Below are 14,928 nucleotides of genomic sequence, written 5' to 3' on the forward strand. Positions count from 1 at the left end.
CTTCCTACAATGCTGAACTTTCCAATGAACCACGATATAGCGAGCTAACAAAAGAACGAACTCGATCGTGGCTACTATCGTTAGATAACAACAAATTAGCTGGTCCTTGTGTTAAAATTTCTCCATTTTCAATAAAAACAACATTATCAGCAATTTTTCTAGCAAACTCCATCTCATGAGTTACCAAAATCATTGAAATCTTTTCTTTTGCTAAAGCTGCAATAACTTGCAATACCCCATCAACCATTTCTGGATCAAGAGCCGAAGTTGGTTCATCAAAAAGAATTATGTCAGGTTTAAACGCAATAGCTCTGGCGATACCTACCCGCTGTTGTTGCCCTCCAGATAATGTTACTGGATACTGTTCTTCAAATGCCGCTAATCCTACTTTTTCTAAAGATGCATGGGCAACAGTCTCTGCTTCTTTCTTAGAAAAGCGTCCACTTAAAATTAAGGGTTGGACAACATTTTGTAAGACTGTATAATTCTTAAAAAGATTAAACTGTTGAAATACCATAGTAGAGTGACTGCGGATATCATGAATATCACTTTTTGAAATTTTTCCTCCAGTCACTTTTGTATTTCCAACTTTTAATGTTCCTGAAGAGGGCAGTTGGAGAAGATTTATGGTTCTTAACAGAGTTGTTTTCCCTGAACCACTCGGTCCAACAAAAGCTGTAACCGTTCCAGCTTCAATAGAAAGATTGATAGATTTAAGAATTTCTTTATTTCCTATCCTAACTTCCAAATTTTTCAACTCAATTAGACTCATCTACTGACCTCCTATATGGTGCTGCTAAATCTTTTTCAAAAATACTTTGCAACCAAGTATAGATGATAATCATAATCCAGTATAGAAGACCAACAGCTAGATATGTTTCAAAGTAACGTAATGAACCACCCGCAACCATTTTTGCATGTGCAAATAGTTCTGTTATTCCTAATGTGAATACTAACGATGTTTCTTTTAGTAAACTAACAAATGTATTACCAGTAGCAGGCAGGGCATTTAATGTTGCCTGAGGTAAAATAACATGTATGAAAATTTTCCACCCAGGAATGTTAAGTGCTTGACCTGCTTCTACTTGCCCTTTATCAACTGAATTTACAGCTGCTCTAAAGATTTCAGCCAAATATGCTGACTGTTTTAAACCTAGTCCGCCAATAGCCGCAGTAATAGCTGTCATCCCTTGGAAAACCGGGAATAGTTGAGGTAGTCCATAAAAAATCAAAAATAATTGAACAAGGGTGGGCATGCCACGAAATAAAGAAATATAAGTATTAGCAAAGTATTTCAAAAATTTATGACCTGATAACTGAAACCATGTCATCAAAGCTCCTACTAAAATTGCCAAAATCATAGAAAAAATGGCAATAAAAATAGTTACTGGTATGTAAGCAGGTAATTTTAGAAATAATTCAAAGAAATATTCCCAACTAAAATTCATTTTTATTCTCCTTTAGTAGAGCTTGCAGATTTTCGTTCTTAACTTTTAAAAGAGCATCTCTATTAAAAATTTTAATTAGATAAACTGTTTTATGGTCAGAAAATAACTGTTTTTCATCTAAATATTGAAATCCCATTTTTTTATAGGTTTCAATTAGCCAAGGATGTTCTAGTGCTGTACCTAAAGTAACAGCAGGAGCCTTTAAATCCTTTACAATGTAATCTTCAATAACTTCCGTAATCAAATTCTTAGCATACCCATGTCCCTGCATCTCAGGATCCGTTGCAATCCACCCTAAATGAGGTAGAGAGAACGGACCAGGGTTTTCTGACCAAGGCAACCTTACAGAAATAGTTGAAACAATTTGATTATCAACCGTTTTAATAAAAATTGGAGATGCTTGAACAGCTTGCGAAACTTCAAAAGTACTGATTGTACCAGCTTTAAAATGAATTCCTAACTTTTCATTTTCAGCATACGCTTTATGGTATAAAGACGTTAGCTCTTCAAGAAAGTTATCAGATAACACTTGATATGTCATATCACATCTCCTTCTAATAGTTTTTTGACAATCTTTCAAAAATTTCCGATGTATTAGTAATTTCATCAGTCATCACATAACGATAAAACTCGTCTAAATGCCCTTCCGTTAGCCTTTTAAACTTAAGGTAGAGTTCTTTAGGTGACAAAGGATTATTAGGAGAACCTTTAGGATGTTGTTCTAACCGATCAAACTTTATTTTGTCAGCTTCTCTAATTACTAAACGTACTGGACGCGTAGTATTATCACTCTCTAAATCATGATGTCGTACCACTTTTTTAGCAAAATTTAAAAAATCATCTGAAGTTTCTTCTTCTGTGAAATCTGTCAGATCAACACTTCCTTTTTCTAATGTTAACCATAAGATATATTCAATTGAAAATTTTCCTTCAAGGTTAATATTAGGATATTGATATGTAAGCGCCTTATCTCCAGTAGAAGTAAAATGCACATCTACCTTCGAAATATTTGCCGTTCTTAATCCTAATTTGTATGCTTTTTGAGCTAAATCAAATCCTCCATTGGCTGCTGAACAAAACGGATATTGTTTAAACCACAGACCAGGAGATAAAATTTGTGAAGGCTCTAACCAATTTTCTAACAGCCTATCAACATCTAAACGCTGTTGATTTATTATTTGAGCCCAACCTTTATAGTAAGAGAAAATATCATCATAAGCCGTCATACCCACTTTCACAAGCTCATAAGCTTGAACAGCATTCCTTGCTGCAAAACCTGCATTCAAGGGCTTACCATCAGTTCCTTCTTGATATAAAAAACCTGTTGCCTGGCTGGTGGTTAGAGATAATAGGCAAGTAAAGTCATTTATTGAAGCTTTTTTATAGTAGCCTATTGCAACAGCAGCTGCTATGCAACCAATAGTTGCAGTCGAATGCCAACCTTGATTAACATGATGAGGTTGAAATTGTTGTCCAAGTCTCCCAGCAAATTCGACTCCTTGAATGTAGGACTCTAACATCCTTTTAAAACTGTCATTTTTATCACTTACGGATAGAAGAGCTGAGAAAATAACTGCACTTGGGTGACCTCGGAAATTCGCTTGAACATCATCTAAATCTTCATAATGTGCCAGGTACCCTAAAATTAGTGCTAATTGAACTCTAGATGTGCTGTAGGACGTTAACAAAATTTGATCAGTACCTTCACTACTTGCCAAATCCTTGACTATTTCTTGATTCTTAGGCGACTGTAATCCCGCAGAATAACTTGCAATATAATCTAAAAAGGCAATTTTGGAAACATTTAACGATTCTTTGTATTGTGAGGACTGACTTATATCCTTTTGGAGCACTTCTACGATTTGTTTAGTTACATTCATTCGTTTACCTTCTAACCATTTTCATTTACAAAATTAATGAGACGACGAATTCCTTCTTCAATGTATCCTAAATCAGAAACTAGACTTAATCGCAAATAGCCTTCTCCATTTTTGCCAAATGTAGAACCAGGAATTAAAGCAACTTGCTTTTCAAATAAAAGTGAATCAACAAAAGAAACATCATCAGAAAAGCGTTTAGGTAATTTAAACCACAAGAAAAAAGTTCCTTCAGAATCAACGACATCAAAACCTGCTGCTTTTAAAAGATTATAAGCTAAATCTCTACGAGATTTATACAGATTACGAAGCTCTTTTCGCTCACTTTGTGAGTTTAACAATGCGTAGATAGCAGCATCTTGCACTGCTCCAAAAGTTCCACCAACAGATGCCCTAATATAACCTTTTAATAGGTTGATAATCTGCTTATTACCTACAGCAAAGGCAATTCTCCACCCTGCCATATTAAATGTTTTAGAAAGAGTATAAATTTCTATACCAACTTCTTTTGCACCATCAGTTTGTAAAAAACTTGGAGATTTACTTTTAAAACTAATATCAGAGTAAGCAAAATCATGAGCTACTACGATATTATTCTTTCGAGCAAACTCAACAGTTCTTTTGAAGAAATCACTTGTTGCCCCAGCTCCCGTAGGGTTATTGGGATAATTTAGAAATAGCAACTTAGCCTTTTCTAACACGTCGTTAGGAATAAGGTCGTATTCAGGCAGATAATTATTTTCTTTCGTTAAAGGAAGTGGATAACTAGAAGCACTCGCCATTTTTATACCAGAATCATATCCAAAAAATGCTGGATTTGGAGTCAAAACAATGTCATTTGGATTTACTAAAGACATCGGTAGAGCTGTTAAAGCAGCTAAAGAACCACTAAAAATGGTTACCTCATCTTCTGTGAGTTTTACTCCATATTCATCATCATAAAATTTGATAATTGCTTTCTTTAAGGTTACTTTTCCGCCATAAGGTGGGTATCCTTGATTCGCAACTTCATCTATCGCACTTTTTAAACGATTTATAATTTTTGGAAATGTTTCCTGATCAGGGTTCCCTCTTCCAAGGTTGATAACATTTTTACCTTGTTGCTTTAATTTTCTGATTTGTTCTTGCTGATAGGATGTAAAATGTTTCGACCTTACTTGAACTCGCTCTGCTCCTTCAATCTTCATAAATTAACCTCGAATTTCTTCTAAAGCTAAACGAACTCTATCTAATTCCAAATCAGGGAAAACTGACTGAACTCGCACATCAGATTTTCGAGTAATATAAGCTGCAAGCTCATCTAGCTCACTATCCGCAGTTAAATCTAGTTCTCTAAGTGTTAAAGGAAGTCCAATGGCCCTGTGATAAGACTCAATCTCTTGACGTAAATGTTCTGATTCTTCCCCTTCAATGATAATTTGAAACAAACTTCCAAGAGCTACTGCCTCACCATGGGTCTTTTTATAATGCGGTTGAATTTTAACATAAGCATTATAGAAAGCATGGGCTAGAACACTTCGACCATCAAGATCAGAAATACCATCCACAGAAGCAGCAACAAGGAATATAGTATCAAATAAGTTAATTAAATCCTTTTCGCTAATTTCCTCTAAATCAGTAATTTTCAGAATTTCTTCACGACATAATTCGATAAAGAAACGTCCTATCCTTGAGGTAACACTATCCAGTTTATCATTTGTGATACGCCGTCTAATTTCATAGTATTTTGCTAAAGTATCACCAATTCCAGATAAAATATATTCTTTTGGTGCATTTATCAAGATATCTGGTTCTAGCAGAACAACATCTACAGCTTTTTTATGTCGAACATTAGCTATTTTTTCATGTTCTGCCGAATAAATAATACTTTTAGTAGTAATTGCTGCGCAATTAGAAGGTACAGTTTGACTATTAAAAATTGGAATGGTTAAATTATCAGAGACAACTTTAGCAGTGTCAATCAATTGCCCTCCACCAAAAGCAAGTAGTGCATCATAATTTTGAAACTTTTTAGTCAATCTTTCAATTTCTTCAAAGGTGCAATATCCACCAAAAAATTCAACTGGATAACGTTTTAAAAAGCCATCTGGTAAATACTCTTCAATAATTGGATAAACTGTCTCATCGGTTAATACAACCGGATTTTTGACACCATGCCTTTCTAGCAATTGAGGTAATTGTTTTAAAATTCCTTTTTCATTGATGTATTCAGCAGGACTCATGCGGATTGTTTTTTCAGGCATTGCTTTCTCCATAATACTCCAACAAATAAAGAGCACTTTCTACAAAATAATTAACCGCGACTGGTAAGGCTTCATCACGTACGATAAAGTCATCGTGATGCCAGTCTGGTGCTTGTTCTGCTCCATTTGAACCAACAAAGGCGAAGACACCAGGAATTTTTTCCTGATAAGCAGCGAAATCTTCACCACCCGTTGATGGTAAGGTTTCAAGGACTTCCGCAAACTTCTTAGAATTTTCAAAAATCAAAGGTGTGATAGTTGCGTCGTTAAAAGTCACCTTAGGTGAATTACCCCAAACGATGTCTACCTCTGCTCCAAACTGCTCCGCAGTTGCCTGAACCACCTTGGTAAACTTGTCAATCACTGATAGACGAACTTCAGGGTCAAAGGTTCTGATAGTTCCTTCAAAAAATCCTTCAGCAGGCAAAACATTCCAAGTATTTCCAACATCAATGTGGGTAACAGATAAAACTGCCGATTGGAAAGGCGATACTGTCCGTGAAATGATGTTTTGCAGGTTATTAATAATAGTCGTGATGACAAGAACCGTATCAACACCTAAATCAGGTCTTGCAGCATGGGCGCTGACACCTTTTACGGTCACTTCAAACTGTTCAACACCTGCCATAATGGCACCCGACCGAAGTCCAAGTTGTCCTGGTTTTAAATGAGGATTATTGTGATAACCAACAATAGCTGAAACTCCCTCAATACCTCCAGCATCAATTACTTGATGACCACCTTGAAAATTTTCTTCTGCAGGTTGAAAAATCAAACGAACCGTTCCTTTAATATCACCTTCACGCTGTTTCAGGATTTCCGCTGCACCTAGTAAACTCGTCTGATGAAAATCATGCCCACAAGCATGCATAGCACCATTTTCACTCGCATAATCAAGCCCAGTTTTTTCAACAATCGGTAGCGCATCAATATCAGCGCGAAGAGCGATAATCGGATGACCCGAACCAATCTCAGCAACGACCCCTGTTTTAAGAGGATAATCAAGAGGTTCAATCCCTAATTCTCTGAGATAATTCTTGATATAATCCGTTGTTTCATATTCCTTTTCTGAAATTTCGGGATGTTGATGGATATAATGCCTTATTCGCTTTAATTTTTCATAAAATTCTTCTGTCACTATCTCTCCTTATTCCTTTCGTTTTACTTGCATTTATCTTATCATCTCCTAGAAAGCTTGTATAATCTATATTTTTTATGAGTCGCTATAAAATTTGCTTATAGTGAACAGAAATCTTATAACTAGCCATAAAAAATTCTTATCACGGCTTTGGTTTTTCCTATCAGAATTTTACTGATGCAGGCTGTGTCTTTTGTTATAATGGGGTCAATTAGTTTAGATGAGGAGGGATTTTTATGAATTTACAGCAATGTCGTTATGTGCAGGTGGTGGCTGAGATGGGGTCTTTTAGTCAGGCAGCCAAAAAACTGTATGTCACCCAGCCTAACCTATCCAGCTCCATCAAAGACTTAGAAATTGAATTGGGTGTACAGCTCTTTGTCCGCTCTAACACAGGCACGCGCCTGACGGAAGACGGCTTCGACTTTCTAAAATATGCCAAACGTATTATCGGCGAACTGGATTTGTTAGAGGAGCGCTATCACAGTCAGTTCAAGAAAAGTTTCACTGTTGCTTCTCATCACTACGACTTTTTGTCCTTGCCGCTAGCCAGTATAGCTCAACAATTTCAGGATAGTCATCAAGAATTCCAACTCATCGAGACCACGACCAAGAAAATTTTGGAAAGTGTGGCTAGTTTCGAAAGTGACTTGGGCATCATCTACCTTGATGAAGATAATAAGCATATTCTTGAACGTTCCCTCAGCAATCAAGACTTGACATTCACATCTTTGGGCGATTTTCCAACCCAGATCTTCCTGAGAAAAGGGCATCCTCTGGCCAATAAAAAGGCAATTAGAGAAGAAGACTTAGAGGGATACAGTCAGGTACGATTTCGTCAGGAGAAATCAGGGCTTAATTTTGATGAAGATCCCTTGGAAGTCCACGACAAGCAAAACATTATGTATAGTAATGACCGTGGGACGGTTATGAATTTGCTCTGTGCTTCAAATGCCTACGCATCAGGTCTCGGTATTATCAACAGCTTCATCAAAGAACAGATTATTCTCATTCCACTAAAGGATAGTCCTCGTCATACGCTTGGTTATGTCAGCCATAAGAGTAAAAAGCCTTCTGATATCAGCTCTGCTTTTATTGACAAAGTCAGGGAAAGTCTGGCAGAATATGGTCAGAATGGAGGTTCTCATGGAATATAAAACACTAAACAACGGCGTCCAAATCCCCAAATTAGGATTTGGTGTCTGGCAACTATTTGACCAAAATGACTGTCAAAAAGCTGTCGAAGAGGCTATCGAAACAGGCTATCGTCTCATTGATACTGCTGCTCTCTATCAAAATGAAGAAGCCGTCGGAAGAGCCATTAAATCTTCTGGCTTAAATAGAGAAGATGTTTTTGTCACCAGTAAAGCGTGGATTAGCCAGCTGGGCTATGAGGCGACCAGAAAAGCTTTTGAAGACAGTCTTCAAAAATTGGGTACTGATTATCTTGATCTTTACCTCATTCATCAACCTTTCGGAGACCTATACGGTGCTTGGCGCGCTATGGAAGAGCTCTACAAGGAAGGACGAGTTCGTGCCATTGGTGTTTCCAACTTTTCAACAGGACGTCTGGCCGATTTTGCCCTTCAACAAGAGATCATCCCCGCCATTAACCAGATTGAGCTACACCCTTACAAACAGCACCCGCTGATTCAGGCTGCCAACGACCTCTTTGGGACGGCAACTCAGGCTTGGATCCCTTTTAATCAAGGTAAAGATGACATTTTTAAAGACGCTGCGCTCAATAGCATAGCTGAAAAACATGATAAAACTGTGGCACAAGTTATTCTTCGCTGGCAAGTCCAAAACGACATTCTCACCATTCCTAAATCAGTTCATAAAGAACGTATGCAGGAGAATAGTGATATTTTTAACTTCCAGCTAGATCAAAAAGACCTTGACCAAATCAAATCTCTTGACCGCTTCCCTGACAACTACGGCCCAAATGAGGATCCTCAACGCATCAAACACCTATTAGACTATAAGATTTAATCACATAGAGAGATGGTTAGTATGACCATCTCTTTTCTTGTCTTAGTTAAAGGGCTAACCAATACTTTATTTTAAGAAAAAAAGAGCTTAGCGCTCTCGAAAGCTCATCTTCTCAAACAGCGATGAGCAACACTCTCCTTGAAAACCTGTTATTGCTGACAATGAACCAAGTGACTCTCTTAAAAGTCCCTTGTCATTAGATATTAGGCTGGTTAAGGCTTTCAGCACTCTATTCTTATTAATTTTTAGACCCTTAAGGCTTTTATTAGTCGTAATCACTCTACAACGGTTGATGAAGCGTGCTATTCTGAACCTTATCACTGATACCATTCCCATTTGTAGCCTCAATCTAGAAATCACCACATAGAAATGGAGACTTAAATCCCAATGCTACCTAATACCAGCTGGAATTTTCCACTCTGGCCCTTTATTCTAACCAATTCCTGCTGGAATTTCCTACTTTAAATATTCATTCTAACCAATGTCCACTTAGAAAAGCTAAGATTCATCAAAAAAACACCTTCACAATTGTGAAAGTGTTTCAACATAACCTTTTCTTACTCACCTTTGAATTTTAGATGGCTATAAACACCGAAGCAAATAATCCAAACGAGGGAACCAATGGCCCCAATGTAGGTTGAACTTTGCATAAAGAGTGTTAGATAGACAAAGGCAAAGAAGACAAGGGTAAACGGATTTAAGATTTTATAGGCTGGCATCAAGAAACCATCTGGCATGAAGTCTGCCGACTTGCGGTATCTTTGATGAGCAATCATTGTTAAAGCGTAAATGGCAATGTAGACTCCAGAAGAAGAGGCCGTGATCAATGAAAAGGCATCGGATACTCCAGGAATAATATTAATCAGAGCTGAGATAGCAATAACAATGGCTGATAAAATAATGGCATAGCTTGGTACGCCCGTGCGAGACAGTTTGTTGAGCTTCCATTTGAGCATCATCTTATTTGGCGATTCATTGGCCAGCTGATACAGGTGACGTCCAGTCGAATAGAGCGTTGAATTTAGAGATGAAGCTGCCGACGTGAGGACAACAAAGTTAATCACTGCTGCTGCCCATTTGAAACCAGCCAAGGTAAAGACGGCGACAAAAGGTGATTCATTTATTGGCAGATTTCGCCAAGGCAAAATAGCCATCAAGGCAATCAGAGAGCCAACATAGAAGATAACAATCCGCATGGGAATCTCTTTAATGGCCTTCGGAAGGACTTTGCGAGGATTTGCCGTCTCAGATGTTGTGATACCGACAAATTCAATAGCCTGATAAGCAAAGAAAACCATCTGGAAGGCGATGATAAACTTAGTCCAACCATTTGGGAAGAGTTGGAAATGATTTGAAATATTAGCCAGGCTGGCATGTCCGACAGGCGTTTTGAAATGAGTCAAGACCATAAAAATTCCTGTGGCAATCAGAGCCAAGATGGCTACGATCTTAATCATGGCAAACCAAAATTCTGCTTCACCAAAGACGCGTACTGCGATTAAGTTGACCGAACTGAGGAGGAGTAAGAAGACTAACTGAATGAGCCAAGACGGCCAGCTAGGAAACCAGTACTGGACATAGGTACCGACAGCCGTAATCTCCGCCATTCCAAGGAAAATCAAAGAAATCCAGTAGGACCAGCCAGCAAAATACCCCCAACCCTTGCCGATATATCTCGTAATAAAGTTGATAAAGGTGTGCTGGTCAGGATCTTGATAAAGCATTTCGCCAATAGCCCGCATCATCCAAAACATGAAGACACCTGTAATGAGGTAAACGATGATAATAGATGGACCTGTTAAATTAATGGAACGACCTGCTCCAAGAAAAAGTCCTGTTCCAATGGTACCAGCGATAGCAATCAACTGAACATGACGATTTTGCAAGCCACGAACCATCCCATTTTCAAGCTCATCTGGCTTGTCTTGATAATCTTGTTCTTTCTGAGACATAACGTTTCCAATCTAATAAATCATTTCTCAAGTTAGGATTAACTTAGAAAAATTAAAATCTAAAATATTTTAGATTTTATCACAAGATGACCCATTTGTAAAGTTTGCCAAAAAGACAAGTCGGTCTTCTCTTCTCAATTTCTTTAATTGAGGCAACGATAAAGCAAGCCCATATGAGCTTGCCCTGTTTGCTATTTATAGAAGTACGACGAAGGTGATGGTGTCGTCTTTGTAGTTGACAGAAATACTGCCCTTGAAAAGTTTGACCATGCTTTGCGCCATGGAGAGACCGATGCCATAGCCTGATTTTTTTTGATTGTTGTGGGATTCATCTTCACGATAGAAGCGTTCAAAGAATTTACTATAATCAACGTCCTTGCCTGCGGCATATGTGTTGGAAATTTCTAGACGGGCTCTTTTTAGTCTGTTCTTGGTCAATTTGACTTGGACGGTTCCTTCGGGATCACAGTATTTATTAGCATTATCCACCAGCAAAGTCACCAATTCAAAGAGCGATTTTTCTTCCGCCTTGACATGAATGCCTGGCTGTATCTGCATTTTGAAGATCTTACCGTCTCGGACTACAGGTCCTTTGAAATCTTCGGCAGCATCCTCCGCAATGGCTGAAAAATCCAAGTCAGTCAGAGTGACCTCTGCTTGTTCTTCCAGCCGTGCTAAACTCACCAGACCATTGATGAGTCCTGTCAAACGCGTGACTTGGTCAGCAGTACTCTTGGTCCACTCGGATTCGCCATTCATAAGTTCAACCAGTTCGTTATTAGCAGAAATAATGGCCAGAGGTGTTTTCAATTCATGCCCAGCATTGGTGATAAAGCGGCGTTGCTTTTCATAATTACGAACAAAGGGCTTGATGACCTTGCCTGAGAAAAGAGTAAAGATCAAAGCAAAAAGAATAAAGCTTATTCCCGACATAAGGTAGGTCAAGTGAATGAGATGATTGGTCTCCCGATAATACTGGCTGCTATCAAGGACAACTATGAGTGTCTGTCCTTTCCCAAAATCAGATTTTTGATAAGAATAGGTTGTCTCACCCAGAGTTAGAGTCCCAATATCATCGCTTAAATTAGCCAACTTTTGAGCAATGGCACCGATGTCTTCTCTACTAAGAGAAGCAATCCGATCAGTTGAGGTTCGCTGCAGTTGGCCATTTTTATCAAAGACAAAACTGAAATAGCGGTACTGATAGAGACCATCTTCCGAATTAACGCCCAGCTGGCTTGAAGTCTTACTATTATAAGATAATTCACCACCGTTATCTGTCAGTAGATTTAAGACCCGAGTAATTTGGCGCTCATTATTGAGATAGTAAGTTGAATTAAGTACACTAGAAAAGAGAAAGAGAGAGGCAGAAACTGCTAGGGTAGCAATTAGAATAAAGCTAATACGAAGTCTTCTAAACATCCTTCTTACCTACTTCTACCAGTTCATAGTCACCATTTTCTTCACCCATAATGTCGAGATTGGCACCGATAGCTTTCAGTTTCTGACGAAGGTAAGACACATAAATAAACACATAGCCACTGTCAATATCTTGGTCATCATCCTTAGCCCAAACGTGCTGGAAGAGTTGTTCGGTGGATAATTTCTTGCCTGCATTAAGCATGAAGAATTCTAACATTTTAGATTCCTTGCCAGCCAGACGGATCGTATTATTACCGGATAGCTCCTGCTCACCAACATTCAAAGTGACCGTGCCAACCCTCAGGACATTTGAAGTGAAACTTGTATCCACTCGGCGGGCCATGGAGCGCAGCCGCGCCAGTAATTCTTTTAGAGAAAAAGGCTTAGTCAAATAATCATCCGCTCCCGCATCAAGGCCGTTAACTCGGTCATCTATTTCTGACATAGCCGTCAGCATGATGATATGGGACTGATTGCCCATATTACGAATTTCCTGAACGGCTTCGACACCTGTTTTGATGGGCATCATGATGTCCATGACCATAACATCGTAGGCATTGTCCTTAGCCATGTCAACCGCAGCCTGTCCATCGTGAACAGAATCCACATCATATCCTTCATGTGTCAGAGCTGTTGTCAGCACGCGGTTCATCTGCACTTCATCTTCTGCAATCAAAATTTTCATCTACTCCTCCTCCTTTGAACTGTCCTGAATGAGGTTTCTGATGGTCTGCATGGTCAAATCACAGGATGCTAATTCGTCTGCACAGCGCTTGAGCTCACGGACAATCCGCTTAGGATCCTTGATGTCATGTTTGTACTTCATCTGATGTTCCAAGCTAGCCCAAGAATCTTGGGCAATGGTGCGCAGTTGAATCTCAATGAAATACTTACCAGGCTTGTTACCCAAGCAGTCCTCATAAGGTGTCTCAATTTCCAAGATAAGGTGATAAGAACGATAGCCATTAGGTTTGGCATTTTGAATATAATCCTTCTCAGCGATAATCTTACAATCATCAAAGGAACGAATGAGCTCCACCAGTTGATAAATGTCATCTACAAAACCACAAACAATACGCATACCAATGCTATCCCGAATAAGCTTGAGAGCTGAGTAGGTTGTGACTGGTAAGCCCTTTCTGATACACTTTTCTTCCATACTGTCAGTTGACTTAACTCGCGCGATAAAATGCTCAAAAAGCTTGTAGCCTGTTTCTTCTTTCCTTTTCTTGTTTTCAGCCTTGATACGGCTGCTGAAATCCTCTAAAATCACAGGGAGATTGTCTGCGTAGGCACCGTAAATTGTATTTTCCATAACATTTCCTTACTATACAAAGTAATTCTATTATAGCAAAATTCCTTGTAAGAAACTAAAATAGACCAATAAGAAAATCAGCCACCCATTAGGCAGCTGGTTGAGAGAATCTATAATTGCTTTAGCTTGCTTTTAAAAAGATAAACTAAATAACTGTATCATTTTTAAAGAGTTCTTCGAGTAGGTAAAGAACTAGGTTGGCTAGCAGACTAAGTGCTACTGTTAGGAGAATTCCCCAGAGGAGCTTAGCCATACTCATAGTGCGTAAACCATCAAAGAGAATCGTTCCCAGCCCCCCTGCATTAATGGTTGAGGCAATAGTTGCGATAGCAATAATGGAGGAAGCTGCCAAACGTATGCCCGCAAAGACAGAGGATTGTGCCAGTGGCAGCTGAATTTTCCAAAGAAGCTGCCATCTGGTCATGCCCATACCAATCGCTGCTTCCAGAACACTCTGGTCCACTTGAGTTAGTCCTGCTAAGAAAGTCCTAACCAGCATGTACTGGGCATAAACAACCAAGACTACGATAGCTGTCCGCCGTCCCAAACCTGTCCAAGGAATGAGCAAGGCAAAAAGAGCAAAGCTAGGGATGGCATAGAGCAGAGACAGCAGGTAAACCGAGGACTGGCGAATCTTGGGATTGAAAAGTAGGCAAATAGTCAGAACAGAGGCAAAGACCAAAGCTATTAGAAGAGCCAAAAGTGATATTTCCAAATGCTCTATGGTCGCCTGAATGAGCTTGTCCGACGATGTTTTAACGTAATCAATCATGGCTCATCTCCCACAGTTTCTCCTGCGCCTTAGCTGTATCAATCAGTTTCTTGACAAACTCACTATCAGGATGAGCGAGAATAGCTTGCGGCTTATCAAACTGACAAATTCTCCCCTCATCCATAATCAAGACGCGTGTCCCCAACTTGAAAGCTTCATGAATATCATGCGTAATGAAAACAAAAGTCTTGTCATTTAATTTGCGGTGAATCGTCAGCAGTTCATCTTGCAAATCACCACGCGTAATAGCATCTATAGCCCCAAAAGGTTCGTCAAAGAGCATGACGTTTGGATCTGCAGCTAAGGCACGCGCAACACCAATCCGTTGCTGCTGACCACCTGATAATTGGGCGGGGTAGCGGTTTGCAAAGTCTTTGTAAGGCAGTTGAACCAGCGCCAGCAATTCTCTGACGCGGGTATCAATACGTGCCTTATCCCACTTAAGCAGTTTAGGAACTGTCGCAATGTTTTCTGCGACAGTCTGGTGTGGAAAAAGACCAATCTGCTGCACAACATAGCCAATCTGACGGCGAAGAGCCACCGCATCTAGCTCTGCTATGTCCTTTCCATCAAAAAAAATCTTCCCTTGACTCGGCTCAATCAGGCGATTGATCATCTTGAGTGTGGTCGTTTTGCCCGAACCCGAGGTGCCTAGGATGGTGATAAACTCGCCTTCCTTAATATCAAGGCTAATGTCATCTACCACAGCTCTACCATTGTAGGTCTTGGTGACATGGTCAAAGTGAATCATGGTCTTATCAGTCATTAG

The 14,928-nt window shown here is 39.3% G+C and carries 15 protein-coding genes; 2 read left to right on the forward strand and 13 right to left on the reverse strand.

Annotated features, from left to right (window positions below; translation table 11 throughout):
• Positions 1-4: 4 nt before the first annotated feature.
• Genes A3GS_RS0100650 through A3GS_RS0100680 form a run of 7 tightly spaced genes read right to left on the reverse strand, consistent with a single transcriptional unit; the run spans position 5 to position 6,706 of the window.
• Positions 5-772 carry an amino acid ABC transporter ATP-binding protein gene (locus A3GS_RS0100650; protein ID WP_018363502.1) on the reverse strand — a complete coding sequence of 256 codons (768 nt, stop codon included), beginning with the start codon at positions 770-772 and terminating at the stop codon, positions 5-7.
• Complete coding sequence (locus A3GS_RS0100655; RefSeq protein ID WP_018363503.1) at positions 759-1,448, reverse strand: amino acid ABC transporter permease; 690 nt, start codon at positions 1,446-1,448, stop codon at positions 759-761. Before A3GS_RS0100655 ends, A3GS_RS0100650 begins: the two co-directional genes overlap by 14 nt.
• Positions 1,438-1,989: a GNAT family N-acetyltransferase gene (locus A3GS_RS0100660; RefSeq protein WP_018363504.1), complete on the reverse strand. Its 552-nt coding sequence runs from the start codon at positions 1,987-1,989 to the stop codon at positions 1,438-1,440. The genes A3GS_RS0100655 and A3GS_RS0100660 overlap by 11 nt, the downstream gene beginning before the upstream one ends.
• Before the next feature lie 13 nt (positions 1,990-2,002).
• Complete coding sequence (locus tag A3GS_RS0100665; RefSeq protein WP_018363505.1) at positions 2,003-3,328, reverse strand: MmgE/PrpD family protein; 1,326 nt, start codon at positions 3,326-3,328, stop codon at positions 2,003-2,005.
• Positions 3,329-3,339: 11 nt separating this feature from the next.
• Positions 3,340-4,512: an aminotransferase class I/II-fold pyridoxal phosphate-dependent enzyme gene (locus A3GS_RS0100670; RefSeq protein ID WP_018363506.1), complete on the reverse strand. Its 1,173-nt coding sequence runs from the start codon at positions 4,510-4,512 to the stop codon at positions 3,340-3,342.
• 3 nt (positions 4,513-4,515) lie between these two features.
• The gene (locus A3GS_RS0100675) at positions 4,516-5,568 is read right to left on the reverse strand and encodes an iron-containing alcohol dehydrogenase family protein (RefSeq protein WP_018363507.1); all 1,053 of its coding nucleotides are present in this window, start codon (positions 5,566-5,568) and stop codon (positions 4,516-4,518) included.
• Positions 5,561-6,706 (reverse strand): amidohydrolase, encoded by a 1,146-nt coding sequence (locus tag A3GS_RS0100680; protein WP_018363508.1) that lies wholly within the window; start codon positions 6,704-6,706, stop codon positions 5,561-5,563. Before A3GS_RS0100680 ends, A3GS_RS0100675 begins: the two co-directional genes overlap by 8 nt.
• Before the next feature lie 236 nt (positions 6,707-6,942).
• Between A3GS_RS0100680 and A3GS_RS0100685 the strand changes: the two genes are divergently transcribed.
• A complete protein-coding gene (locus A3GS_RS0100685; RefSeq protein ID WP_018363509.1) occupies positions 6,943-7,863 on the forward strand; it encodes a LysR family transcriptional regulator in 921 nt (306 codons plus the stop codon).
• Positions 7,853-8,698, forward strand: coding sequence for an aldo/keto reductase (locus A3GS_RS0100690; RefSeq protein ID WP_018363510.1), 846 nt, complete (start codon positions 7,853-7,855; stop codon positions 8,696-8,698). Before A3GS_RS0100685 ends, A3GS_RS0100690 begins: the two co-directional genes overlap by 11 nt.
• A 557-nt stretch (positions 8,699-9,255) precedes the next feature.
• On the opposite strand, the gene A3GS_RS0100695 is transcribed toward A3GS_RS0100690, so the two are convergent.
• From A3GS_RS0100695 to A3GS_RS0100720, 6 genes are all read right to left on the reverse strand, one after another.
• On the reverse strand, positions 9,256-10,650 hold the full coding sequence (locus A3GS_RS0100695; RefSeq protein WP_018363511.1) for an amino acid permease: 1,395 nt from the start codon (positions 10,648-10,650) through the stop codon (positions 9,256-9,258).
• A gap of 195 nt (positions 10,651-10,845) precedes the next feature.
• Positions 10,846-12,072, reverse strand: coding sequence for a sensor histidine kinase (locus A3GS_RS0100700; RefSeq protein ID WP_018363512.1), 1,227 nt, complete (start codon positions 12,070-12,072; stop codon positions 10,846-10,848).
• Entirely contained in the window at positions 12,065-12,757 is a 693-nt protein-coding gene (locus tag A3GS_RS0100705; protein ID WP_018363513.1) for a response regulator transcription factor, read from the reverse strand. The genes A3GS_RS0100700 and A3GS_RS0100705 overlap by 8 nt, the downstream gene beginning before the upstream one ends.
• Positions 12,758-13,387: a GTP pyrophosphokinase gene (locus A3GS_RS0100710; RefSeq protein WP_018363514.1), complete on the reverse strand. Its 630-nt coding sequence runs from the start codon at positions 13,385-13,387 to the stop codon at positions 12,758-12,760.
• Between the two features lie 145 nt (positions 13,388-13,532).
• Positions 13,533-14,159: an ABC transporter permease gene (locus tag A3GS_RS0100715; protein WP_018363515.1), complete on the reverse strand. Its 627-nt coding sequence runs from the start codon at positions 14,157-14,159 to the stop codon at positions 13,533-13,535.
• Positions 14,152-14,910, reverse strand: a complete 759-nt coding sequence (locus tag A3GS_RS0100720) for an ABC transporter ATP-binding protein (RefSeq protein WP_026216210.1) — start codon at positions 14,908-14,910, stop codon at positions 14,152-14,154. Before A3GS_RS0100720 ends, A3GS_RS0100715 begins: the two co-directional genes overlap by 8 nt.
• Between the last annotated feature and the right edge of the window lie 18 nt (positions 14,911-14,928).

It is taken from the genome of Streptococcus caballi DSM 19004, from assembly GCF_000379985.1.
Classification (GTDB): Bacteria; Bacillota; Bacilli; order Lactobacillales; family Streptococcaceae; genus Streptococcus; species Streptococcus caballi.